Source organism: Ornithinimicrobium murale, assembly GCF_003352835.1.
Taxonomy (GTDB): domain Bacteria; phylum Actinomycetota; class Actinomycetes; order Actinomycetales; family Dermatophilaceae; genus Ornithinicoccus; species Ornithinicoccus muralis.
This window is the reverse complement of the sequence record NZ_QLVD01000019.1, coordinates 355,787-379,470: the sequence shown is the minus strand read 5'-3', so window position 1 is coordinate 379,470 and position 23,684 is coordinate 355,787. Positions and strand designations below refer to the sequence as shown.

Sequence of the window (23,684 nt, the reverse complement as noted above, 5' to 3'; positions counted from 1 at the left end):
TCGGGGGTCTGGAGCGGGCAGTGACAGGCACAGTCCCCAGTGGTGAGTGCGGGTAGTGAAGGGTCAGGACAGTCGGGCACGGGCTGCCGCGGCGAGTTCAGCAACATCGACCGCAGGCAGGGCACGAGCCAAGTAACTCTGGACGCCCCCGAGGGAGTCCAGGTGGTCGAGAACGTCGTCCATGTCGCGCTCACGGCACGTCAGGTCGATCTGTGACCTCAGCTCCTCAGCGGGGGCTGTCGGCTGCCGACCGAGGTTGTCCGCCAGGTCGGTGTTGGTCGCGATGTAATCACTGACGATCACCCGCCGGGGTGCCTCAGCCAGGGCCAGCAGAAGAGCAGCGGTCACGCCGGTGCGGTCACGGCCGCCCGCACAGCCGACGGCAACAGGCCCGTCAACAGACAGCAGCTCTGTCAGTACGGCGGCGAACCTGTCGGGGGCGGAGTCGAGCATCTCGATGTACCGCTGGCTCCACACCACAGTTCCCTCGGCCAGGGAACGCAACATGACCTCGGTGCTCTGCTCGACCTCCTCCAACCGCGCGTCGACCAACGGGAAGTGCCGATGAACCCAACCGCGAGGCAGGGTCACCTCCGGGTCATCATCCAGTTCAACCGTGGTCCGCAGGTCGATCCAGGTCAGATCGACCGGGCACGTCGCACGCTCCTGGACCGTAGCCACCGTCAAGGCAGCTGAACGAAAGATCGTGGGCTCCTGGGCCCGCCCGAGGGCAGTAGGCACAGCCCGCCAGTTCGGCGGACGCAGACTAATAAGTGGCATGACTGCCACATTAGAAAAGTGGCATGACTGCCACATTTATCGTTGGTGAACACCACGCGGCGGCCCCACCAACGATTCAGAGCACCGAGACCACACAGCACCCCAGGGCAGTGCGACCGCATGCTTGGATGGGCGAACCCGTCAACGAGGAGAGCCATGGCAGGAGAGCAAGGCCGACGAGCCCAGCACAAGAGCCGGACACGCCAGGCGATCCAACTCGCGGCCGTTGAACTCTTCGAGGAACGCGGGTATGACGCCACCACGATCGAGGACATCGTCCAACGCGCCGGTGTCTCCCCACGCACCTTCTTCCGCTACTTCCCCCGCAAGGAACTCACCCTCTTCAGCGGGGACGCCTCGGAGTACTTCATCGAGCTCATCAGCGCCGCGCCCGGACACCTGGAGCCCGTCGACCTCCTCCACTGGTGCATGCGCGAACTGCTCAACGTCGAGGCCAGCGAACTCGACCGCCGCCGCCAGACTCTGCGCCGCCAACTCCGCGCCCAGCCAGCGATCAAGCTCGAGATCTTCTACCTCGAGGAGCACCTGCGTGACCGGCTCCGCGCCGCCTTCACCGACCTGTTCCACTCCGATCGCTGGCCGACGCAGACTGGCTCTGGCCCGCGCACCCCCACCGAACACCCGCCCACCGCGCGCGCAGATGTCCTGCTCGCCCTCTACTCCGGAGCCGGACGCGCCCTGCTGAACGAGAACGGCAACCCTGAGCAGATCCTCGATGAATGGTTCGCAGCCCTCAGGTCAGTCGGGATCTGACAGCACGAGTCAAACCACCGTCACCGGTTCATCCCACTCTGTGCCCCTCATTCCGACACGCTCTCATGGCGGTGACGCTCGTCCGACTCCGCCGCTGACAGGGGTGTTGCCCACTTTGCACGGCCAGGCGGAAGGGTGTCCGATCGTGCAAGGTTTGGTGCTCGCTGGCATGCAATCCTCACCGCATCTCGACAACCCTCATGCTTGATATGTGGGTGATCTTCTCGGTCACCGGCGGAGCATTGTTGCTCTCGTCGATCTACTCGAGGAGGAGCCCCGATGGATGCTCGTATGCCCTGCCTGATCCCGTCTACCCGACCTGCGGCGTTGGGTGATCCGCTGCTGGATGCCTATCTTGAGTTCGTGACGGCGCGCTCGCGCCCGAACACGGTGCTGGCGACGCGGTTCGACCTGAAGGTCTTCTTTGGAGTTGTGGACAAACCGGTCGAGGCGGTGACCAGCCGGGACGTCCTGGGGTTCATCACCGCCCAACGGAGCGGCGTGGACAAACTGCCTACGACCGGGCCGGTGCTGCCGGTGGCGGACCGGGACGGAACGGGCGGGGTGTCGCTACGCACGGTTCGGCGGCGCCTGTCCACGATCAGCGGCCTGTACGCCTTCCTGACCGCCCGCGGTGACGTGCCGGCCAACCCGGTACCGCGCAGCCTGCCGACCCGCCGGGAGCGGTCCCGCCCGGGCCAGGGCGTCCCGTTGGTGCGTGCCCCACGGACCCTGCCCACGATCCTGTCCCCAGCGGAGGTGAACGCGCTGATGGCCGCGCTGCGGACCCACCGGGACCGGGCGATGGTGACCGCGATGCTGCTGGGCGGACTGCGCCGCTGCGAGGTCATCGGCCTGCGCCTGGAGGACCTGCGCCCGGGCGAGCAACGGGTGTTCGTGGCCGAGGGCAAGGGCGGGCACCAACGGTACGTGCCGATCGCTCCGACCTTCTTCACCCACCTGGGCGCCTACCTCGATACCGAGCGCCCGGCCGAGGCCGGTACCGGGAAGGGGAACGGTGGCACCGACCGCGTCTTCGTCGTGCTCAAACGGCCCCGACGCGGTCGCCCGCTGACCGCGGACGGTCTGGACGAGATCCTCGACGGTGCCCGCGACCGGGCTGGGCTCAGGCACGCGACCTGCCATCAGTTGCGGCACACCTGCCTGACCCAGCTGCGGACCGCGGGCATGCCGTTGGAAGCGGTGCAGGCCCAGGCCGGGCACGCCTCGATCGAGTCGACCCGGATCTACCTGCACCTGGGCGAGGACTGGCTCGCCTCCCAGTACCGCAAGGCCGCCGAAGTGATCGACGCCCAGGTCTTCGCCGTCAGCCCAGCCCCGGCGGTACCAGCACCACCACACATCCCGGTCTTCACCGGTCAGGCCGCGGCACCAGCACCCGGGACCCGGCGGTGAGGCGGGGTCAGCCGCGCCGGCGGCCGCCGAACCCCTACGCCGCGATCCCGTTCGCCACCTGGGCGCAGCTGTCCGACGCCGTGCCGGGCATCGCCGACGTCATGGTCCGCTATGTCGAGCAGATCGCCTGCATCCTGCGCCCCGGCAGCGTGGCCGGCACCGAACTGGACTTGCGCTCTTTCGCCACCTACCTCACCCAGTGTCATCCCGAAATGACCACCGTCGCTGCCATCGGCCGACCACAGATCGAGGGCTACAAACCGTGGCTGGCAGCCAGGCCAGGACAGAACAAGCCGAAGCTGACTCCGGCCACGATCGCTCACCGGCTCGGGGTGCTGCGAATGTTCTTCGTCCGTATCGATGAGTGGGGCTGGCCCGAAGCCCCAGCACGGGTACCGATGTTCCACGGCGACGTCCCGATCCAGGACCACGCCCTGCCCAAAGCCTTGGACGACGCCGCCGCCTCCGCGCTGCTGTCCGCTGCCCAGGCCGACCCCCGACAGCTCATCGGACTGACCGTGGAGTTCCTGCTGCGCACCGGTCTGCGTGTCGGGGAGTACACCTCTCTCGCCGCGGACGCGGTCGTGCTCATCGGCGACACCTACTGGCTGCACGTGCCGGTCGGCAAGCTGCACGAGGACCGCTACCTGCCCCTGCACCCCCACCTGGTCGAGCTCGTCGGCGCCTACCGGGCCGCGCACGTCACCCCCGGCCACGCCCTCCTCATTCCCTACGAAATCGGCCGCCAGCTCGATCGGCACGCCGTCACCCGGTTCATCAACAAGGCCGGCGCCGCCGCCGGCCTGGGTCACATCAACCCCCACCGCCTCCGCCACACCCTGGCCACCCAGGCCAACCGCGGCATGTCCCTGGAAGCGATCGCCGCGATGCTCGGGCACAAGTCAATGGACATGACCCTGGTCTACGCCAAGATCGCCAACCGCACCGTCGCCCAGGAATACTTCACCGTCGCCGCCAAGGTCGACGCGCTCTACGCCACCCCCGCCCAACTGCCCGCCGACGACCTCGGCCCCAACATGGCCCGCCTCAACCGCGAGCACCGACGCCTACTCGGCAACGGCTACTGCACCCGCCCCGCCGTCATGGACTGCGAGTACGAGACCATCTGCGAGTCCTGCACCTTCTTCCAGACCACCATCGAGTTCCGCCCCACCCTGCTCGCCCAACGCGACGCCGCCTGCGCCAAGGGCCAGACCCGACGCACAGCCATCTACGACCAACTACTCACCGGCCTCGACAACCACGAGGCCTCTTGACAACGATCACCCACATAATGCCGATGAGCGGACACTGTCATCAGGGATATGTAGGTGATCCGGTCATGACGATGACAGAGCGTTCGCCAAGGCGAGGTCACTCGCCAGTTCAGCGTCGTCAACAAGACTGGTGTCGGCGGGGACGTCAGTCACATGGAAAGGTCACGAGCATGGATCTGTGGAACTTGGGCGAGCGAGTGGCAAGCAGCTACGGGCACAACCCCAAAGTGAGCGCGACCGTCGTCGCCGGCAGTGTGGGGCGCGGCCGGCACGACGAGTTCTCCGACGTCGAGGTCGATGTCTATTGGACCGGCCCACCCACGGACCAGGACCGTCTCGCCGCCATCCGCGAGTCCGGCGGGATCCTGAGCACGTTGTGGGACTACGACCCCGAGGACGCAGAGTGGTCCGAAGACTTCACCGTCGAAGGCATCCCGACTACGGTCAGCAACTTCACCTGCTCCGAGATCGACGCTGTCCTGGGCCGTCGGGACAGGTTCGCCCAGCTGGACCAGATGCGGTTGTCGGCCATCCACGAAGGTCGTGTTGTCGCGGGGCATGACCTGGTGAAGACCTGGCGCGCGCGCAGCATCTACACCGACGAGGTCCGCTTGTCGACCCTGCGCCACTTCTTAGCGCGTGTTCCCGTGGCACGGTGGCGACACGTTCCGGCACTTGCGTCACGCGGCGACATGGTTTCGCTGCGTCTCATCTGCGACGACATGCTCCTCGCACTGCTCGGCCTCTGGTTTGGCCTGAACAAGGCCTACATCGAGCACCCGCGATTCAAGTGGGCACACCGGGTGATGACACAGTTCGACTACCTGCCGGCTGCTTCCGTCGATCGGCTGCGGCAGGCTTGCAGCGAAGAGCCGGTCGCAGCGTGTGAAGTCGTCATTTCGCTGCTCCAGGAGACACTGGACCTTGTCGAGCTGCAGGTACCCGCCGTCTCCACGCGAGACCTGCGGCAGGGACTGGCCACTTCTCGCCTCACTCGCTGACAGGCCGCCAGGAGCGTGGTCCGCACTGTAATGCCGGTCGCGCTGGTGTGTGGCTGTTGTTTCGATGTGCCGCGCGGACCGTCGAAGTCGTGCTGAGTGCCGGGCGCTATTCCGGCGTGATCTGTCTAGGCTGCCCGCATGCTGAATGTCACGAGCACCGTGCCCGCCTACATAGGTCTGGCGAATCTGGATCCGTCAGAGCGCGTGGATGCCTGGGTCAGCCAGTACGAGATGGCTCATGCTGACATCTTCGAGGTTTACTACTCCGCATATGGGAACCGCAGTGGCCGAGAAGCAGCCGCTGGCCTGGTCGCCGACTTCGCCCCCGGTGTCGTCGAGCGGGAAGCCTGGGTGCACACAGCCCTGAAGGCTGCCGCCGAGGACTTGGCGGCCCATGGCCTGATGGACGCCGATCAAAGCCTCGACGTAGTACTCATGGTCGGGACGGGTCACTCCGATGCCTGGGTGAAGATCATTCACGGTATTCCTGTGCTGTTCGTGGCGCTAGAGATGCTGCAGGATCCCGAGCGAGACGCACTCCTTGTCCTCCATGAACTCATCCACGTGGTGCACGTACGCGCGCTGCTTCCCCTCCTCGCAACCCAACCCGCGCTGGAGGACCATGTCGGCATGCGTGTCTGGCTCGAAGGCCTCGCGGTAGCGGGCACTCGATTACTACGTCCTGGGCGTCCGGACACCGATTACTTGTTCGCCGCTGAAGGCCGGTGGGTGCAGGAGTGCCAAGCGGCGCTGCCCGCTCTCGCTGCGACGCTCGTTCCCAACCTCACTGCTCCCGATGCAGCCATCGGATATTCATTGTGCGGTGTGACTGACGAGCATCCGTGGCCGAGCAGGGCAGGGTACTGGGTCGGGGATCAGGTCGTCCGCGAACTACTCGAAGCAGGACACGACCTGCCTAGCCTCATGCCGTGGGGCCCGGACGGAGTCGCGCAGGCCTTCCGCGAGAGCAGAATCCTCTTGCCCTACGCACGCTGATTCGCGCGCAATATCTTCTACGCAACGCATGACCTCAACTGCCGCAGGTCGCGCCCGCCATCCCTTGGTCGGTCCGTGCGACCAAGGCTGCTTGTGCAAGGGGGCTGGTTTCCCCATGCGGTCTCCGGTGGAGCTCGGCAGTCGACAAGCCCCGTAGAGTGAACGAGAGTTTGCCAACGACGGAAGGTCCGCATCGATGCGACAGCCCGCCCTGAACGCCTCGGCCCTCATCGTCTTCGCTTTCCTGGTTCTCACCGGCTGCGGCAGCACTGGGGCCGAGCCGGTGGCCGCCCCCGTGCCCGCCGAGGCGGCCACCGAACCCAACATCCCGGAAACAGTTTCGCAGGAGGAGGACGAGGAGCTCAACCCGGCACCGCCGCAGATCCCCGACGGTTACACCGGCCCGCGCATTGAGGAACCCGATCCGGTCCCAGCCTGCCCCTACCACGAAGAGGTCGGCGCGGTGCAGGGCGTCAAGGCGCAAGTCGACCTCGCGCTCGAACTCGGCTGCCAGGCCGACATCTTCGGGGAAGTCACCTTCACCGAGCCGCTGCCCGGCGGGGCTATTGCCGTCATCAGCGTGGAGCACGCGATGTCGGTACAGGAGATGTGCGACGAGGGGATCATGAACGAGGACGATTGCGCGATCGAGCTTTCCTACTGACCCGTGAACAGAAATTTGGGACCTGGAGCCGGTGACGAGCAAGCATCCGACAGTGCGATGGCCCAGAAGCGTCTTCTCCCTCTTTTGATGCTGGCCGGGCTCGTGATCATGGCGACCGCGAGCGTGTGGGCGCCGGCTCAACCAGAACTGCTGTTGACAGGTGCCTGCAATATCGCGCCGTGTGGCATGTTGGAAGATCCGGCGCGGTGGAGGGCGGCCTGGTGGCTGTGGACGGTCGGCCTCATCGCACTCATCGCTGGGGCAGTGTTCGTCGTTCCACCACTTCCCTCAATCCGTCCCTTGAGCATCGTGCTGTTTTTCCTGTGTTCCCCTGTCTGGGTCGTCTTCACCGGCATCGTCGCCGTACTCGTTTCACTCTTCACCTCGGTGCACGGAGCGGCCACCGTGGCTACCGTCTTCCTTCTGGCGCCTGCACTGGCCCTATTCGCTGGCGCGGTCAAACGCCATTGAGCCAACCCTGGTCGGCGGGCCGCACGCTCCATCACTTGACCACCAGCCGGCGGCGCCGCTGAGCGGCCGGGGGCCTGCCAATGGACATGAAGCCCGACGCCACCGAGAAGCAGGAGACGCCAGGCAGCACCTAAGTCCGCCGGGCTGAGAAAACGCCCGGTACTGCCGCGTACAGCGAGTCGCCTAATCTGCACAACCATCGGATGCGCCCTCGATCATGCAAGGTTCGGTGCTGACCGTTGTGCAGTCTTCGCTGCATCTCGACAGCTGCGGTGCTGCTGCTCGGTGTGTGTCGAGATGCAGCGAACTTCGCACAAATTGCACTCGTATGCGGCAATAGGCTGGTTCAACGGCAAGCATCACCCATAGTTATGCTTTCGTCCCGCCTAACTCACCTCCACTCATGAGCAGTTGTCGGAACTCGTGTCTAGGTGCAGGGATGTCGCCCGAATGTCCATGGCCGTGGCAAAGTCCCCACTGGTGGCCAGGTGAGGTCCCCGCTGGTGGCCAAGTAGAAGTCCCCACCCTCTGCTCGTGTCGTCCATGAGTTGAGCCCCTGAGCGGTGACGGTGTCGGTGTCTAAGCCAGTCACCGCACCGCCCAGGGAGCTCCATTGAAGAACATGAGGGAAGAGTTGGACATCATCACCGCCTATAACGAGCTCGGGACCTACCGGGCTGCCGCCGATGTGTGCGGCACCACCCACAAGACCGTCAAGCGTGTCGTGGAGCGCCACGCCACCGGGGCGCCCCGTCCGGTACGGGAGCCACGGCCGGCGAACTACGAGCCCGTCCGCGAGCTCGTCGCTGCCAACATGAAGACCTCGTTGGGCCGGATCAGCGCCAAGCGGCTGCTGCCCAAGGCCCGCGCGGCCGGGTATGGCGGCTCGGACCGCAACTTCCGCCGCCTCGTCGAGCAAGAGAAGAAGTCCTACCGGGCCGAACACGGGCGCACCCACCGGCCCGCGTCATGGTCCCCGGCTGAGTACCTGGCCATCGACTGGGGCGTCATCGCCGGCGTGCACGTCTTCTGTGCCGTCCTGGCCTGGTCACGGTTCCGGTTCGTGCGCTTCGCCGCCGACGAGAAAGCCGCGACGACGATGGCCATGCTGGCCGAGTGTTTCGAGGTCCTCGGCGGGACCCCGAAAGTCGTCCTCGCCGACCGGATGGGTTGCCTCAAAGGTGGGGTAGTGGCTAACCGGGTCGTGCCCACACCCGAGTACGTCCGCTTCGCGACCGCTTTCCGGTTCCGCCCGGACTTTTGCGAGGCAGCTGACCCGGCGTCCAAAGGCATCGTGGAGAACCTCGTCAAGTACGGCAAGGACGACCTGGCCCGCCCGTTACTGCTCGAGCACGCCCAGGCCGCCGACGGTGACCTGAGCGCTGGAGCAGCACGGGTGCTGGCCGACCTGACTGCCGCGAACGAACGTGCCGAGGCGTGGTGCGCGGAGGTCAACGCCGCTGTCCACTCAGAGATCTGCGCGGTCCCAGCTGACCGGTTGGCCACGGAGGTCGAGCTGCTCACGCCGTTGCCCTCGCTGCGTCCGTCCCTGGCCCCGGCGCCGGTGCTGCGCAAGGTCGACAGACTGTCCACGATCCGCTGGTCCTCCGCACGGTACTCGGTGCCGAACGCGCTGATCGGTGCCCAGGTCGGCGTCCTCGTCGACGGTGCCCAGGTCATCATCATCGACCCGGGCACTGGGGAGGTCCACGCCGAGCACGACCTGGTCGCCCCCGGGGCGGCGTCCGTGCTCGATGAGCACTACGGCGGTGCCCGCCCAGCTGCGCCGGTGCGCGCGATCCGGCCCCGGAGCGCGGCGGAGAAGACCTTCTGCTCCCTGGGCCCGGTCGCTGAGGCGTTCATCGCTGGAGCCGCTGGTGCTGGGCACACCCGCCTGGGTCCCGAGCTGGCCGAGCTGAACACGCTGGCCGCGGCCCACGGCAACGAACTCATGGTCGCTGCGCTGGAACGGGCCGTGGCGTTCAGCAGGTGGAAAGCAGCTGACGTCCGCTCCATCCTGGCCGCTGGCACCGGAGTCCCGACCCCGCGTGCGGCCGGGGAAGCCCTCGTCGTTGACCTGCCCACCGCCGCGGGGCGGTCGCTGGCCGAGTACGCCCCCACCCAAGAACCCACCACCGCCACGGGTGAGGCGGTGTCCTCATGAGCGGCCCAACCCCGCCGGTCCTGGACGCGGACCTGACCGCTGGGCTGCGCAGGCTGAAGCTGGCCGCGATGCGTCAGCTCGCGCCTGAGCTGCTCGGGACAGCCAAAACCCAACGGTGGGCTCCCGAGGAGGTGCTCCGTGCCCTGGTCGAGGCTGAGATCGCCGCCCGCGACGCTTCCAACGAACGGACCCGCCTGAAAGCAGCTGGCTTCCCAGTGCTGAAGACCATCGAGGAGTTCGACCTGGCCGCGTCCTCGATCCCAGCACCGACCTGGGCCTACCTCACGTCCCTGGAATGGGTGCGGGCAACGGAGAACGTGGTGATGATCGGGCCAGCAGGCACCGGGAAGTCCCACACCCTCGTCGCGCTCGGGCACGCCGCCGTCGTCGCCGGCCACAAGGTGAAGTACCTGACCGCCGCGGACCTGGTCGAGACGCTCTACCGGGGCCTGGCCGACAACACCGTCGGCAAGCACATCGAGACACTGCTGCGCAACGAGCTGATTCTGATCGATGAAGTGGGCTTCGCCCCGCTGGACGACACCGGCGCCCAGCTGCTCTTCCGGTTCGTGGCAGCTGCCTACGAACGCCGCGCCCTCGGCCTGGCCTCACACCACAGTTTCGAGGACTGGGGACGATTCATGCCCGAGCACACCACCGCCGTGTCCCTCCTCGACAGGCTGCTGCACCACGCGACCACTGTGATCACCACCGGCCAGTCCTACCGCATGCGCCAAGCCCGTCAACGCCGAGGAGGTGAGCACCTGACCCCCTGAAAACCCCGCAGAGGGTGGGGACTTTCACCTGGCCAAAACCGGGGACCTACAAGTGGCCATTGACACCCGAAGGTGGCATGATCCTCCGGGGAGGTGAACCGTGGGTCCACCGGACAGGGTCGAGGGGGTATTTCGCAACCCTGCCTTCCGGCTCTACTGGCTCGGCAACAGCATTAGCCAGGTGGGTAGCCGGGTAACGACTGTGGCGCTTCCACTGGTGGCGGTGTTGGAGCTCGACGCCTCGGTCGCTCAGGTCGGCCTCCTGCAGGCCGTCGTGTTTCTGCCGTACTTGCTCGTCTCGATGCCGGCCGGGTTGCTGGCTGACCGGGTGAGACGGCGTCCCTTGATGATCGGGGCCGACCTGGGCCGGGCCGCGTTGTTGGCTCTGGTCCCGCTCGGCATGGTCGCTGGCTGGCTCGACATGAGCGTGCTCGTAGCCGTGGCCTTCACGGTCGGCGCGCTAACGGTTCTGTTCGACGTCTGCTATCTCTCGGCCTTGCCCTGGTTGGTCGGCAGGGAGCAACTGATGCCCGCGAACGCCGCTCTTGAGGTCAGCCGATCGGTTGCCCAGGTGGCTGGCCCGGGCCTGGCAGGTGTGCTTGTCGCAGCGGTCAAGGCGAGTGGGGCTGTCGTTGCCACCGTGGTGTCGTACCTTGTCAGCGCAGCTGCCTTGGCGGCGATTCGCAGGCCGGAGCCAGCGGTGCAGGCGGATGAGGAGTCTGGACGACTCAGCGCCCTGATGGCCGGCTGGACCCAGGTGCTGCGCAGTCCTCTGCTGCGGCCACAGGCTGCGCACCTACTGGTAGGCAACGTGGTCTTCGGTGCGTACCAGGCCATCCTGGTTGTCTTCATGGTTCGTGGGCTGGGGCTGTCGGGATTCGCGGTTGGCGTGACCCTGGGTATCGCCAACCTCGGCGTGATTGTGGGCGCCATGGTGAGTTCCCAGATCGGCCGCCGGATCGGTCTGGGACGCCTCGTCATCCTCGCGACGGTGCTCGAAGCCGCCGGACTCGCGGTCGTCGCAGCAGCGCCAGCGTCCGATGCCGTCCCGGTGCTAGTGCCAGGGCAGGCTCTGGCAGGGTTCGCTATCGCGTTGTTCAACCTGCAGAGCCTGACGTTGCGTCAGACTGTGACTCCGCCAGCGCTGTTGGCGCGCGTCAATGCTGTCGTCCGGCTTCTCAGCTTCGGTGTCATCCCGCTTGGAGCGGCGGCAGGCGGATGGTTGGCTGAGGAGGTCGGCATTCGGCAAGTCCTGGTCGCCCTCGTCCTCATGAAGCTTGCCAGCGTGCTCATCCCCCTCACCACCGCGCTCGGCCGGATCGTGGAGACACCAGATACCGAGCCGGTCTGGCGGTAGCAGCGAGTTGCCTGGATTGCACGACCGACGCGAGAACTTCTGATAGTGCAAGGTTCGGTGCTCATGGCTGTGCAATCTTCACTGCATCTCGACAGGCGGCCTACACGACCCTGGCTCCGGTGAGGGACCAGATCATGACGTACTGGGATGCCAAGCTGACCGAGCTCGGCGCCGAACCACCGAAAGGACTGATGACGTGAGCAACACACATCTCGAGGCACTGAGCGCCGGCGAGTCGGTCGACCTGTTCGAGCGGGTCACGCCCGGCGACACGACCAGGGTCCTCGCAGCAGTCACCAAGGTTGTGCCGGGGTTAACAGGGTGCACGGTGCATCTGGTGCCGGCCTTGACGTGCTCTGCGCCGGTGGAAGGTGCGCGGGCGGTCATGCTGCTCGGTGCAGCCCGTGAGGTGACTTGCTCGGACACGGCTGGCAGTCAGCTGCTCACACCTGGCGACGTCCTGGAATTCGGACCGGACACCAGCGTCACGGTGCAGCCCTCGGATGATGACCAGGACGACGCAGTCCTGGCGGTGCTGGCCTAGTCGGACGGTCAGCTCGCCCGACTGGTCACCGCCATGAGGCTGTCTGCCACGTCGATCATCTTGGCGTGCAGCGCCTCGACCGTGCTGTCGTTCTCGATTTCGAGGTCGACAGGCAGGTTGGCGATGCCGGCATCCGAGGAGTGGGCGTTGATAGCACCGACACCCGGGCGGACCACACGCACCACCAGTCCCCCGGCGGCCTTCACAGCGGCCACCTCGTTGGGGAAGCGGACGTCGGTGATGGCCACAGGGGACGGGGCGGACGTTGCGGCCCGCATCACCGGGTCCACCCACACGTCGCCGCCCAGATTGTTCCGTCCGCCTTCGGTGCCCAGCCGCTGCAGGAGCCTACGCACGTCGTCATAGGACTTCGCCCGCTCCATGCCGATCCGGTCCACGAGCTCACCTAGCCGCTCGAAGTGTCCGGGGGTCGTCTCAACGTACGGATCGATGTTGTAGGCGGTCTTCTTGAGCAGGTCCGCGAAGGCCAGCCGTGTGAAGCCCCGCGCCTCAATCAGGCCACGCGCGGCCGTGTCCTTACCTGACTGGGCGAAGCCTGTCAGTCCAACAATCACAGTGTCCATGCACTACCTGTGCCACCTGATCTGGGGCCAGGTCGGGTTAGCGGCTCGCCCAATAGCGGATGCGCACGCGCTGCGCACCATTGGCTCCCAAGAGCGCAGTTTCACCCCGCGGAACCGAGGGAGACCGCGGGACGACACCCGGCGACATTTAGCTGTCTGGGTCACCTGGCCGACCGAGATACCCACCAGCCAGTGCGGCGCACCACGATGTGTCTGCACGAGCAGGGGACAGCGGTGTAGCCCCCTCAGCTCACGGTGCCCTCGCCGGTCTCCGCGAAGCGCAGGTATGCCGCGATCATCAGCGATGCGACCGCCCCGACGCCGCCGGGCTCTGCCACCCGTACCACGTGGCCATCCGGGGTCGCGATCACCCAGGAGGCGAGGTGGTTCTCCCTGGCTCGGACGAACAGGATGCAGCGTTTATTGGTCAACATCATCCTCACCGCCGGAACAGTCAGTTCTTCGACCAGGGCGACGTTGTCGGCAAGGTCGGGTCGGCGGCTTGTGATGGCCTTCGCCACGCCCTCGGCAAGATCCTGACGCGTCGACAAACTCATGGCCAGGACTATGCCGGTGGCCACCGACACTGTCGAAGTGGGCTTGTCCCATGTCAGCCCGAGTCCTCGGTCGTTGTCGCCCGCCGAGCTTCCCGGAGCCAGTCCAGGCCGGCGCGCCGCCACTCCCGGGAAGGTACGAGGAGCCGGTGCGCGGGGCCACAGAGCGCGCCGCGTTAGGCAACGCACTCTGCCCTTCAGATCGCGGCTGGTCCAGCAGGTGTCCCTCAGTGCCGGACCACTGGATCTCGCCGAACACGAGGTCGCGGGTCGGGGCGATGCCGGTCAGGTGGTGCAGCGGCGCGAGGTCAGCAGCATCTTGAGTCAGATCCGCCCTTGACGGTAGAACCAGCAGTCGTCGGCGACCTGGAGGGCCGGGTTGTCCTCGCCGTCCTTATCGACCGGCAGGATCAGCGGCACGCCTGGATTCAATAAGGTGTACCCCAACTGCACGAAGAACGGCGCGATCTCGCGGGGACAGTGTCCGGCCGCGAAGTCGACAGTGTTCGGCAGGAGCTGCTGCGCCATGCTGAGCATGACGGAGCCGAGACCCTGGTGTCGCCAGGTCGGCGCAACGCCGACCCGGTCGATGAACATCACGAGCTGTTCGTGCATCTGCGATGCCGTGACGACACATGCCCCGATCACGCCGTCCTGCGGGTGTGAGGCCACGACGACCCCGCGGGACTCGTCCATGCTCAACTCAACTGGCTCGATCAGCGCGTTGACCTGGTCACGTACAGGAAGGTAGTCGTTGGAAAACTCGACACCTTGCTGCGTGAGCCGCCCTGCGCTGTCGAAGTGTCGTTGGGTCACGGCGACCGCCTCGGCAGCTTGCATGGCGATGTCCGGGTGATTCGCTGCCATGGGTCTGGAGCCTGAGGGACGATGGTTCAGGGCTGCATCGATGTGGTCCAACGGGGTCCACGGCAGACGGGCAACCTGCCGGGCAACCACCTGTCCAGAGTGGATCTGGTCTGGGCTCAGCAGATACTCACCGGTCGTGGAGTACACCGGTGACCTATCGCTCCACGACATATAGGGACCGAGCCACTCGGTGGCGGTATAGGTGTCCACCATGACGTTCGGGTCCTCGACTGCGATTATGCGTGCTCGAGGCGCGCACCAGGAGATCCTGTGGTCCCTGAAGTCCGGGTCGACTTCGACGTCTCCGAGTGGCTCGACTCGGTACAGTGCGCCGCGCTGGAACGCGATCCCGGTAGTTGTGTCGCGGATCGTCAGACGGGAAGCGAACGCCTTGGCGAAGTCCCGGTTCGAACTGAAGTACACCCGGTGCGGGCTGGTCAGGAATGGGTCAGACTCAAGGCGTCCGGCCTTGTAGCGAGACAGGTCGATGCCGTGCTGCGACGCCTCCGCAGCACCAACGAGAACAGTTCCCGGCCCGAGACCCGGCCAGCCGCCGTGCCAGTACGTCTCGTCGGGCTCCGTCGCTGGCCGACGATGGACGTAGGCCGCGCGATCTGTCCGGTGCTGCGTCTGTGCTGCCTGACGCCGGCTGGCCCTGGTCGCGGATGCCTTCTTACCCATTACGCTGCCCTCCCCTGAGCTGCTTCCTGAATGAGCCGCAGTCTTGCAGGCGGTCCTGACAAAGTCCGGCCCGGCACACGGAGCCTCGAGGGCGACACTGTGACCGTCTCGCTCGAGGCAGCACAGTACATCGCACCCTGGGCCGTTCCTGGCTCTGGTCGGTGCGGCCGAGGCGTGGTCCGACACTGGGTAGATGGCTTCGAAACTGATGGACTTCATCGGGGCGGCAAGGCCCGTGCTCTCTCGGCGAGTTCCCGTCCGGGCGCGCTCACGACCTCGGCGCAGAAGAGATCCTCGTCGGTAGCTCCCCGCCACTATCGCTGGCCCAGACCAGGAACGCTGACCGGAAGTCGCCGTGACAATCAGTTTGAACGGACTTGGGACCGACTCACGGCTAGTCCTCGAACTCGACGTGCAGGTCGTTGTTCTTATCGACCCAGGTGTGCATCGGCGGCAGCTCCTCGGCGGCCTTCTGCAGGTCCGGCCCCGCCATACCCAGGGCGCCGTTGTCGAACCCTGCGGCCATCCCGGACCGCGCGTGCGCCAGGTCCCGACCGATCGCCGCGTTGTCGTAGGTCCCTTCCTGGTGTGCCTTGGCCGCTTCGATCATGTGACGGCTGTCGGTCAGGAAGCGGGAGACGTCACGGCGGGCCTGCTCGCGGGAGGCCGAGGTCATCCGCACCGTTCCGGCATCCCCGTCAGTCTCCATGAGCTCCAAGGACTGCTCGTAGGCGGCAGTGGCCTCGTTGGCGTCCTGGGCGTGGTCGTCCAGGTCCCGCCGCAGGTTGGACCAGAGCGCTGATGCGGCGTAGTCCTGACCGGCCGTCTGCCCGTGCAAGTCCTCGTGTGCGGCCAGGGATCGCGTGCTGTTCTCCAGCTCGGCGATCACGTCGTCCGTGGACGCATCGGCAGGCACCCTGGATGTGAACACCAGGTTCTGACCGTCCTCGGTGTTTTCCAGTAGCGCACCGTAGCGGTCGTGCAGGGACGCCTCGATGACGTGCCGACGCTCATCCAGCCACGCCTTCTGCTGATCCGCGTCACCGGGTGAGTCAAGGCCTGCTGTGAGGTCGACATAGACCCTGCCCTTGACTGTGTAGTCGCCAGCGTGCGATGCGGCGATCTCCACCTGTTCGAAGACCTGCGAGCCGGTGTCGTAATCGTCCAGGGTCAGGGTCTGCCCCGGTGTCAGGCCGAGCTCGGACAGCTCCTGCGGCGGGTCTCCCAGGGCGGTGTCAGACTCCGTGGCTGGCTTAGTGGCGAAACGTCCACCGTCACCGCGCGGGTGCTTGGACTCGTCATAGCTCGGTGTGCTCATACCTGGCCTACTGTGCGGGGCGGACATCGACGACCGCCTCGGCGCCGTTCCTGATCTCGCCGTCGCCTGGGTTCATCAGGATGGCCGGGCGGGCGGCGATGTTGCGGGACATCTGACTGACGGCACAGTCGATGCCGTCCTCGCAGTCGTACCAGTCTTCGGAGCCCCGGTCGATGTCCAGTTCGTTACCGTCATCGTTCAGCGCGGCGTCCAGGTGCCAGCGGTATTCGTCCCACTCCAGGCGGGCGTGGGTGGCGTCGGGGTGCAGTGCCTGGAGGAAGCACCCGAGTTGGCGAGCGGAGTCCTGGTCGACCTGGGTGCTCAGTGCCTCGATCTGTTCCTTGGCGGCACCGACCCGGCTCTCGTAGGTTTCGGCCTGGATGTAGGCGAACCGGATGTTCGAAACGGCGTCCAGATCGGTCTCGGACTCGGCAGCAGGCTTGGTAGCGAACTGCCCAGATTCACCGCGCGGGTGCTGGCCCTCGTCGAACACGGTGCTCATCGCAGAACCAGGTTCGACGGGGCCTCGAAGCGCAGATCGTCGATGAGCTGGCGGACCTGGTGGACGTGCGGGACGTCAGCCAGTCGCACCGGCTCGATGCTCCCGGCGTCACGCAGCACGATGGTGCCGCACCCGAAGAGCCGGTCCAGCAGTCCCCGTTCGACGTTGACCTGGGTGATGCGGCTGGTCGCCAACTCGCGGGAGTGCTTGGTGAAGACACCCCAGGACATGCTGACCCGGTTGGTGGTGACGCTGAACACCGAATGCCACCAGCGCAGCGCCGGAATAACCACGTAGGTGAGCTCGAGCAGGACGACCAGTGCGCGCACCACCAGGTGTCCGTAGTCGTCGACTGGTCCGATGCCCGTGTCGTCCGGCCAGAGCGTCGGCAGGACCAAGTGGACTCCTAGCAGGAGGCCCTGGATGAACAGCGCTGGAACCAGGATCTTGGCGTGGGTGCGCGAGGAGAACAGGGTCTGCTCGGCCGTGTGCGGGACGTCCATGCCCTGCCTACTGTGCGGGGCACTGAGTGCTTGCGCCCTCCCAGTCACAGTCGATGCCCGAGCCATAGTCACCCGACCCGAGAACGATACAGGTGACCCAGCGGCCGTCCGGGAGCTTTCGTGCCCAGACATCCATGTCTGTGCCGTTGATGTGGCTCTTGGACAGCTCGACGACAACCTGGTCGTCCGACTCGTCGTCGACCGGCTTCTCGGTCGCAGACGGGCTGGTATCGCTCTTGTACAGCTCCTCCACCCCGTCAGCACAACCGCCGAGGAGCAACACGCAGGCGACGGCCAAGACAGCGATCGAACGTCTCATGCCCTGGTGGTGTGGCGGATCAGGTCCCCGGTCGCAGCATCGCCGGCTGAATGGCCGTCGCAGGACCTCGGGTGAACAGCAGCGGCTTCGGGCCCGGGTTGCCGCCACTGGTGTCGCGCCCGGCGGGGATGACGAACCCATCGGTGGCCAACACCTTGCGCCGGAAGTTGCCCAGGTCGGGCGCCATGCCCCACACCGCGGTGTAGACAGCCCTCAGCTCGGCCAGGGTGAACGGCTCGCGGACGAACTGGGCCGCCAGAGTCGTGTACTCCAGCTTTGACCGGACCCGCTCCAGGGCGTCCTCGAGAATCTGGGCGTGGTCGAACGCCAGTGCCGGACCGTCGTCGCTGGACAGCTCGTCGACACGCCACCACCGGGCCGCTGCGGCATCGGAGCCAGCTCTCGGGTCGGCCAGGTCCGGGGCGAACGCGACGTGGGCCACGGAGACGACACGCATCCTCGGGTCGCGGTCCGGGGAGGTGTAGGTGGCGAGCTGCTCTAAGTGGAAGCCTTCGCCGGTCAACCCGGTCTCCTCGGCCAGTTCACGCCAGGCGGCCTGCTCGGCGTCCTCGTCAGGTTCGACGAAGCCACCCGGCAGTGCCCAGGCCCCCGCGAAGGGGTCCTCGCCGCGCTCGACCAGCAGCACAGACAGGGCACCGCCACGGATGGTGAAGATGGCCAAGTCGACGGTCACCGCGAACGGCGGGTAGGCGGACGGGTCGTAGGTCTCTTCTGTCAAGAGGATCATCCCTCCGGGGCGTGCACGATGGGTAGCCCAGATCCGGCGCTGCGGCGGGCGAACTTGGGGTGGTCATCGAACCACTTCTGGACGTAGTGGAGCTGGCCGCAGCCACCCCCGACGTCATCCTGCCCAGCTGGGTCGAACATCCTGGTGGAGTAGCCGGCGGTCAGCATCTTGGTCATGAAGCCCTCGGTGAGCGACCGCTGGCGGGCGTGGGCGACGGTCATCGTCTCGTCCCGCTCACAGATGACCGACAGGGTAGCTTCCCAGATGGCCGGGTCGAACAGGTCACGCAGCCGGGCCACGTCAGCGTCGGTGTCGTTCCGGTCGTGCACGCAGTAGTTGAAGAACGGGCGGCGTCCGATGAGTTGGGCCCACTGCTCACCCGTCTGAGCCATCTGCGCCAGGGTCAGCTTCGCCTTGAACGGGACCAGGGTGTCGCGGGCCTCGTCGGTCGACTCGTGCACGCTGAACTGCAGCCCGACCGTGTCGATCTGCTCGCTGAGCTGGTGGAACGGCTCGTAGTCGACCCGCGGGCCGGACGTGGACACCAGCAGCCGGGCGCCCGGGTAACGCTCGTTCAGCTCGCGGATGGCCGGGGTGAGCGCCTTGAGGTTCAGCAGCGGCTCCCCCATCGACATGAACATGATCTGCAACGAGCCGATGGAGTCGGAAGCTACCTCGCTGGCCACGATGTCTTCGAGCAGGTGGAACGGCTGGTCGACGATCTCCGCGGTGGTCAGGTTGCGCACGAACGCGTCACCGGCCCCGCAGAACCGGCACCCGACAGGGCAGCCGGACTGGGTCGAGCAGCAGATGACGGTCCGGTCGGCGAACGTCGGGTAGCGGTACAGCACCGACTCGGCCACGGCGTTCCCGGTGGTGAAGACATGCTTGGAGACGTTGCCCTCGGATGAGTCGTAGCGGACCACACCGTCCCAGTGCTCCGTGCTGGTCCGGGAGGTCGGCAGGGCCAGGCTCGTGGTGGCGCTCACACGATCGCCCCCACCGGAGAGCCGAGGACCTCGACGCCGGACTCGGTCAGTTCGGTCACGATCTCGGTCCAGGTGCTTGGGGTCACCGCGGCGCTCAGGTCGGCCAGTACCCGGGTCCGGTAGTTCCGGTCGGCTGCGCCCAGGGCGGTGGCCTTCACGCAGTGGTCTGCGGCCAGGCCCACCACGTCGACGTGGGTGATGCCGCGGGCGTCCAGTGCGGTCTCCAGGTCGGTGGCCTCGTCGTTGACGTTGACCCCCTGGAAGCCGGAGTAGTCAGGCCGGCCCATGCCCTTGATGATGTGCAGGCCTGCCGGGCTGATGTCGAACTCGGGGATGAACCTGGCCCCGTGAGTGTTCTGCACGCAGTGGACCGGCCAGGTGTCGACGAAGTCCGGCTGCTCCGCGAAGTGGCCGCCGTTGTCGCCCTCGGCTGAGTGGAAGTCACGGGTGGTGACCACCAGGTCGTACCAGGACGGGTGCGCCGACACGTGTTCGTTGACGGCCAGGGCGACTGCCTTGCCGCCGGTCACACCGAGGGCACCTCCTTCGGCGAAGTCGTTCTGCAGGTCGACGACGATCAATGCGCGTCTCACGATGCAACCTCAATCTGTTCGGTGATGCGGGTGGTCTTAGGTGTGCACGTCCGGTAAGCGGCCCCGTCTGAGACCTGTAGCGCGGCCGGTGGCAGGCTGACCAACTGCTGTGCGGCGTGTGCTCGGGCGCTGTGCACGTCGGCGTGTTCAAGCACCTGGCCGCTGCGAACTACCGGCACAGCAACAGTGGCAGCACCTGCCGGGACACTCCCGTCGAGGCTGTAACCCTCAGTGCCGTCAGCGAGCCGGTAGGCGGTCTTGGCTCCCCCGGTGCCGCCCTTGCCGGCTGCCTTCTTCGCCACCGGCCGGCCGTTCACCTCGACCAGCTTGTAGACCATCCCGGCGGTTGGGTGACCGGATCCGGTGGCTAGGCGGGTGCCGACGCCGTAGCTGTCGATGGGTCCGCCGGCCAGGTCGGTGATGACGTACTCGTCCAGGTCGGAGGTCACGACGATCTTGGTGTGGGTGGCGCCGAGGGTGTCGAGCAGGATGCGTGCCCGGTGTGCTTCTTCGAGCAGGTCGCCAGAGTCCAGCCGGATAGCACCAGGCCCGTCGGCACCGATCTCGTTGGCGGCCCGGACGGCGTTGCGGATGCCGGTCGAGGTGTCGTAGGTGTCGACCAGCAGCGATGTCGTGACGCCGTGCGTGGACAGCTGGGCCCGGAACGCGGTCAGCTCGTCGGTGTGCGCGAGGGTGAAGGCGTGGGCCGCGGTGCCGACGACGGGGATGTCGTGACGGAAGCCGGCCTCAAGGTTGGAGGTGGCCTCGAATCCGGCGATGTAGGCGGCTCGGGCGGCCGCGACAGCGCCTTCCTCGTGGACGCGCCGGGATCCCATCTCGATCAGGGGGCGGCGTCCGGCGGCGTGAACCATGCGGGCGGCAGCGCTGGCAATCGCACTGTCGTGGTTGAACATCGACAGAGCCAGGGTCTCGAGCACCAGGCCGTCACCGAGCTTGCCGCGCACGGAGAGCACGGGACTGTTCGGCCAGTAGGTGCTGCCTTCGGGGTAGGCGTCGATGTCACCGGTGAAGGTCCAGTCGCGCAGGTACCCGGCGCACAGCGGCGTGACCTTGCCGGTGGAGAGCAGCCAGTTCACCTGAGCGTCCTCGAACCGGAAGCCGTCGAGGGAGTCCAGGAAGCGCCCGAGTCCGGCGACCATGCCGAACCGGCGGCCAGCGGGCAGCCTGCGGGCGAACAGCTCAAAGGCGGCGTCCTGGATGACCAGGCCGGTCTCGACGAAGCTGGACAGCATGGTGAGCTCGTACTGGTCTGTATGCAGTGCCGGGGTGCTCATCGGGGGCCCTCCTCTTTCTTAGTCACTATGACTATAACGCGGATGCGGCCGCTCGACACACAGGCAGCACTGTGTGGTGCATCACTCCCCCGGATTGGCCTGCCACATAGCGGCCAGCTCAGTCCCGGAGTTCCTGGCGTCGCACTGCAGCTCGGGCGCGCGCCCGAGCTGCTCGACGACGGGCGCGTGCCTCCTTGCCGCCGCAGCAGGCCGGGTTGCCGCAGGACCAGTCGGCGCGTGACTTGGTGTCGTGAACGGCTCCGGTGGTGCGGTCGTACCCGCGACGGATGGTTCGGCTCATGCGGTCTTGGTGTGGCGCCGGCGGTCCGGCTTGCAGTTCGGTCCGCGCTCGATGTGCAGGTCGGTGGTGGGCGCTCCGGCCTCGAGGAGGACCCCACCCCAGACGCCGTACTCGCCTCGCTTGATCCCGGTGCGCAGGCAGGTCTCGATCAGTGGGCAGCCGGCACAGACGGACTGGGCGCGGGCCAGGTCGGCGACGGCCTGCGGGAAGAAGGTCTCGGGGTGCTCGCCGGCGCAGACGGAACCTGAACGCCGGGCTCATTGAAGGTGGTCTCGGTGGCCAGGTCGAAGGGAGCGGCGCGGGCCCTGGCGTTCATAACCGGCTGGTGTGGCGTGGTGTCCAACCTGCCGCGGCGACACCCTTGCGGACCAGCTTGCCGATCGTCCTGGCCGCCTTCTCCCCCGGCTCCGTCAGCTCAGCCAGGCCGTGCTCGGCAGCCTGCGCACCTGTGTCGAATAGCGGCACCGGGCTGACGTAGTCGACGACCTGCCGGGCCGTGGTGGCGTCCAAGGTTCCCATCGCCACGGCCAGGCGCAGGGCCAGGCTCTCGTCCATGTCGTGGCAGCCCGCCCAGCCCGAGCACACTGCTCCGCTGCGCTGGTGGCACAGGAAGACCCCTGTCGGCTGGTTCGAGGTGTCGGCGTCGTAGGCGGGCAGCTTGGCGTACTCGCTGGCGTCCCAGACCCCGGAGGGCACGTCGCGACGGTAGGGGCAGGAACCGCAGGGGTTCTTGGCAGGCTCACGCATCGTTGACCACCGCGGCCAGGACCGCCGCCGGACAGAAGCCGGCACCGACCAGGAAGGAACCCCACTCGCCGGTAAACGGCTTGAAGGTCTCGACGTCCACACCGAGCCGGGCGGTGATGATCCCGTCGGCGGCGACGGAGAACGAGCACCCCGCGAGACTGACCTCGGTGACGGCACCCGGGGCCGACTGCGGGCAGGAGCACCCGCCACCGGTGGGCATGAAGTACCCCGCCCCCAGGTGGCGACGTCGCGGCTGACTACACCTCGGGCACCGGGCGGTGAAGACGGTCGGTGCCGGTCCGTCAAAGATGATGTTCATGACGACCTGGTGTGGCGCTCAGTGTGGTCGCGGAGTCCAGCGTGGGACCGGGTCCATCAGTTGGAGCTCGGCCCGGGCCTCATCACCTACCAGGAAGACCTCGACGGCATCCCCACTGGTCATGTTGTGTCGGCTCCCGAACTCGGGGTCCAACCTCGCGGAGCACCCGGCACCCTCCCTGTGGCTGGCGTGCCCCAGTGCCCGGGACATCAGTGAGGCCGCTACCAAGGTGCCGAAGAGACCCAGGTACCAGGGTCCAAGGGCATCCGCCGCGCTGTCGAGCCCGGCCAGCACCACCTCCTGGGCCAGGTCACCGTAGAGGGCACCGAGCACGAGGGCGAGGGTTGCCCCGCCGAACCACAGCAGCCAGACCAGCGCGAAAGTGAACTCGGCCATGCTGACGGCCAGGCTGTTTCGGCGCCAGGGCACCACCGTCGCAGGGTAGTCGTCAGAGAAATGACTGATGGCAACCAGGTCGACGCGCTGCAATCGCCACCGCAGCAGGTACAGCGCACAGGCGACGGCCAGGCTGGTGACCACTGCGGGGGTGGCGACCAGCCTGAGGGTCTCCACGTACAGGTCCATCACATGTTGACCCATACCTGGCTGTCCCAGAAGCGGGAGCCTGCGCCGAACTTCTTGGCCAGGCCGGTCTGGAACTCCTCCTTGGCGAGCATGGTCTTGATGTCACTGAGCGTGGTCTTGGACATCGGCAGGTTGATGGTGCGTGGCTCGGTGACGGCCTCCCCGGCACGCACGAACAGGAGCTTGCCCTTGCGGAGCACCTTGTTCATCTCCTGGGCAGCGAGGGCGTTCAGCATGAGGGCGTTCAGCACGTCCTCCTCGGTCTCGTCCCCGCAGGCGTTGACGAACAGCGCGTGCTCGTCCATCGACTCGGGGCGCAGGTAGGTCTGGCCGCCGAAGTCGTCGCCGTTGACGCTGCCAACCAGGGTGGCGCCCCGGTAGAGCTTGGCGGTGTCACGCAGGCCGGTGTCTGTGAGCATCGACTTGTACGCCTTGATGCTGTACGCACCGATGCCGGCGGGGACCTGGCGGTCGGTCGCGGGAAGCGTGTGCTGGGTGCTCTGTGTGGTGTTCATGGACTGGTGGTGTGGCGTCTGGAATGGATGGGCACGCCACACCG

The 23,684-nt window shown here is 66.7% G+C and carries 29 protein-coding genes; 11 read left to right on the top strand and 18 right to left on the bottom strand.

Annotation, left to right across the window (positions count from 1 at the left end; translation table 11 throughout):
- Nucleotides 1-63: 63 nt before the first annotated feature.
- Nucleotides 64-780: a tyrosine-protein phosphatase gene (locus DPQ65_RS08550; RefSeq protein WP_162802119.1), complete on the bottom strand. Its 717-nt coding sequence runs from the start codon at nucleotides 778-780 to the stop codon at nucleotides 64-66.
- Nucleotides 781-936: 156 nt separating this feature from the next.
- Between DPQ65_RS08550 and DPQ65_RS08545 the strand changes: the two genes are divergently transcribed.
- From DPQ65_RS08545 to DPQ65_RS08495, 11 genes are all read left to right on the top strand, one after another.
- Complete coding sequence (locus tag DPQ65_RS08545) at nucleotides 937-1,554, top strand: TetR/AcrR family transcriptional regulator (protein ID WP_202863051.1); 618 nt, start codon at nucleotides 937-939, stop codon at nucleotides 1,552-1,554.
- Nucleotides 1,555-1,833: 279 nt separating this feature from the next.
- Entirely contained in the window at nucleotides 1,834-2,970 is a 1,137-nt protein-coding gene (locus DPQ65_RS08540) for a tyrosine-type recombinase/integrase (protein WP_114906903.1), read from the top strand.
- Nucleotides 2,967-4,247, top strand: coding sequence for a tyrosine-type recombinase/integrase (locus DPQ65_RS08535; RefSeq protein ID WP_114906902.1), 1,281 nt, complete (start codon nucleotides 2,967-2,969; stop codon nucleotides 4,245-4,247). Before DPQ65_RS08540 ends, DPQ65_RS08535 begins: the two co-directional genes overlap by 4 nt.
- Nucleotides 4,248-4,417: 170 nt before the next feature.
- Nucleotides 4,418-5,248 carry a DUF4037 domain-containing protein gene (locus DPQ65_RS08530; protein WP_162802118.1) on the top strand — a complete coding sequence of 277 codons (831 nt, stop codon included), beginning with the start codon at nucleotides 4,418-4,420 and terminating at the stop codon, nucleotides 5,246-5,248.
- 138 nt (nucleotides 5,249-5,386) lie between these two features.
- Nucleotides 5,387-6,244 (top strand): hypothetical protein, encoded by an 858-nt coding sequence (locus DPQ65_RS08525; RefSeq protein WP_114906900.1) that lies wholly within the window; start codon nucleotides 5,387-5,389, stop codon nucleotides 6,242-6,244.
- A gap of 196 nt (nucleotides 6,245-6,440) precedes the next feature.
- A complete protein-coding gene (locus tag DPQ65_RS08520) occupies nucleotides 6,441-6,908 on the top strand; it encodes a hypothetical protein (RefSeq protein WP_114906899.1) in 468 nt (155 codons plus the stop codon).
- 57 nt (nucleotides 6,909-6,965) lie between these two features.
- Nucleotides 6,966-7,379, top strand: a complete 414-nt coding sequence (locus DPQ65_RS08515) for a hypothetical protein (protein ID WP_114906898.1) — start codon at nucleotides 6,966-6,968, stop codon at nucleotides 7,377-7,379.
- A gap of 613 nt (nucleotides 7,380-7,992) precedes the next feature.
- A complete protein-coding gene (gene istA, locus DPQ65_RS08510) occupies nucleotides 7,993-9,543 on the top strand; it encodes an IS21 family transposase (RefSeq protein WP_114906897.1) in 1,551 nt (516 codons plus the stop codon).
- Entirely contained in the window at nucleotides 9,540-10,319 is a 780-nt protein-coding gene (gene istB, locus DPQ65_RS08505; RefSeq protein ID WP_114906896.1) for an IS21-like element helper ATPase IstB, read from the top strand. Before istA ends, istB begins: the two co-directional genes overlap by 4 nt.
- A 100-nt stretch (nucleotides 10,320-10,419) precedes the next feature.
- A complete protein-coding gene (locus tag DPQ65_RS08500) occupies nucleotides 10,420-11,676 on the top strand; it encodes an MFS transporter (RefSeq protein ID WP_114906895.1) in 1,257 nt (418 codons plus the stop codon).
- Between the two features lie 196 nt (nucleotides 11,677-11,872).
- Complete coding sequence (locus DPQ65_RS08495) at nucleotides 11,873-12,220, top strand: hypothetical protein (RefSeq protein ID WP_114906894.1); 348 nt, start codon at nucleotides 11,873-11,875, stop codon at nucleotides 12,218-12,220.
- A gap of 8 nt (nucleotides 12,221-12,228) precedes the next feature.
- On the opposite strand, the gene DPQ65_RS08490 is transcribed toward DPQ65_RS08495, so the two are convergent.
- The 17 genes from DPQ65_RS08490 to DPQ65_RS08420 form a co-directional block, all read right to left on the bottom strand.
- Nucleotides 12,229-12,804 carry a deoxynucleotide monophosphate kinase family protein gene (locus DPQ65_RS08490; RefSeq protein ID WP_114906893.1) on the bottom strand — a complete coding sequence of 192 codons (576 nt, stop codon included), beginning with the start codon at nucleotides 12,802-12,804 and terminating at the stop codon, nucleotides 12,229-12,231.
- Nucleotides 12,805-13,049: 245 nt separating this feature from the next.
- The gene (locus DPQ65_RS08485) at nucleotides 13,050-13,391 is read right to left on the bottom strand and encodes a hypothetical protein (RefSeq protein WP_114906892.1); all 342 of its coding nucleotides are present in this window, start codon (nucleotides 13,389-13,391) and stop codon (nucleotides 13,050-13,052) included.
- Nucleotides 13,392-13,682: 291 nt separating this feature from the next.
- Nucleotides 13,683-14,906: a GNAT family N-acetyltransferase gene (locus DPQ65_RS08480; protein WP_162802117.1), complete on the bottom strand. Its 1,224-nt coding sequence runs from the start codon at nucleotides 14,904-14,906 to the stop codon at nucleotides 13,683-13,685.
- Between the two features lie 394 nt (nucleotides 14,907-15,300).
- Entirely contained in the window at nucleotides 15,301-16,224 is a 924-nt protein-coding gene (locus DPQ65_RS08475) for a hypothetical protein (RefSeq protein ID WP_114906890.1), read from the bottom strand.
- 7 nt (nucleotides 16,225-16,231) lie between these two features.
- Complete coding sequence (locus DPQ65_RS08470; protein WP_114906889.1) at nucleotides 16,232-16,726, bottom strand: hypothetical protein; 495 nt, start codon at nucleotides 16,724-16,726, stop codon at nucleotides 16,232-16,234.
- A complete protein-coding gene (locus tag DPQ65_RS08465) occupies nucleotides 16,723-17,229 on the bottom strand; it encodes a PH domain-containing protein (RefSeq protein WP_162802116.1) in 507 nt (168 codons plus the stop codon). Before DPQ65_RS08465 ends, DPQ65_RS08470 begins: the two co-directional genes overlap by 4 nt.
- Before the next feature lie 7 nt (nucleotides 17,230-17,236).
- Nucleotides 17,237-17,548: a hypothetical protein gene (locus DPQ65_RS15650; RefSeq protein WP_162802115.1), complete on the bottom strand. Its 312-nt coding sequence runs from the start codon at nucleotides 17,546-17,548 to the stop codon at nucleotides 17,237-17,239.
- Between the two features lie 19 nt (nucleotides 17,549-17,567).
- The gene (locus DPQ65_RS08460) at nucleotides 17,568-18,296 is read right to left on the bottom strand and encodes an NUDIX hydrolase (RefSeq protein WP_114906887.1); all 729 of its coding nucleotides are present in this window, start codon (nucleotides 18,294-18,296) and stop codon (nucleotides 17,568-17,570) included.
- On the bottom strand, nucleotides 18,293-19,285 hold the full coding sequence (locus DPQ65_RS08455) for a radical SAM protein (protein WP_202863050.1): 993 nt from the start codon (nucleotides 19,283-19,285) through the stop codon (nucleotides 18,293-18,295). Before DPQ65_RS08455 ends, DPQ65_RS08460 begins: the two co-directional genes overlap by 4 nt.
- A complete protein-coding gene (locus tag DPQ65_RS08450; RefSeq protein WP_114906886.1) occupies nucleotides 19,282-19,878 on the bottom strand; it encodes an isochorismatase family protein in 597 nt (198 codons plus the stop codon). Before DPQ65_RS08450 ends, DPQ65_RS08455 begins: the two co-directional genes overlap by 4 nt.
- Entirely contained in the window at nucleotides 19,875-21,173 is a 1,299-nt protein-coding gene (gene pncB, locus DPQ65_RS08445; protein WP_114906885.1) for a nicotinate phosphoribosyltransferase, read from the bottom strand. The genes DPQ65_RS08450 and pncB overlap by 4 nt, the downstream gene beginning before the upstream one ends.
- Nucleotides 21,174-21,291: 118 nt before the next feature.
- Nucleotides 21,292-21,474 (bottom strand): hypothetical protein, encoded by a 183-nt coding sequence (locus DPQ65_RS15645; protein ID WP_162802114.1) that lies wholly within the window; start codon nucleotides 21,472-21,474, stop codon nucleotides 21,292-21,294.
- Nucleotides 21,471-21,662, bottom strand: coding sequence for a WhiB family transcriptional regulator (locus DPQ65_RS16500; protein ID WP_420330080.1), 192 nt, complete (start codon nucleotides 21,660-21,662; stop codon nucleotides 21,471-21,473). Before DPQ65_RS16500 ends, DPQ65_RS15645 begins: the two co-directional genes overlap by 4 nt.
- Before the next feature lie 124 nt (nucleotides 21,663-21,786).
- The gene (locus DPQ65_RS08435; RefSeq protein ID WP_114906884.1) at nucleotides 21,787-22,221 is read right to left on the bottom strand and encodes a DUF6283 family protein; all 435 of its coding nucleotides are present in this window, start codon (nucleotides 22,219-22,221) and stop codon (nucleotides 21,787-21,789) included.
- Entirely contained in the window at nucleotides 22,214-22,540 is a 327-nt protein-coding gene (locus tag DPQ65_RS08430) for a hypothetical protein (RefSeq protein ID WP_114906883.1), read from the bottom strand. The genes DPQ65_RS08435 and DPQ65_RS08430 overlap by 8 nt, the downstream gene beginning before the upstream one ends.
- Nucleotides 22,541-22,558: 18 nt before the next feature.
- Nucleotides 22,559-23,113 carry a hypothetical protein gene (locus DPQ65_RS08425; RefSeq protein ID WP_162802113.1) on the bottom strand — a complete coding sequence of 185 codons (555 nt, stop codon included), beginning with the start codon at nucleotides 23,111-23,113 and terminating at the stop codon, nucleotides 22,559-22,561.
- An 11-nt stretch (nucleotides 23,114-23,124) separates the two neighbouring features.
- On the bottom strand, nucleotides 23,125-23,640 hold the full coding sequence (locus DPQ65_RS08420; RefSeq protein ID WP_114906881.1) for a hypothetical protein: 516 nt from the start codon (nucleotides 23,638-23,640) through the stop codon (nucleotides 23,125-23,127).
- Nucleotides 23,641-23,684 lie beyond the last annotated feature (44 nt).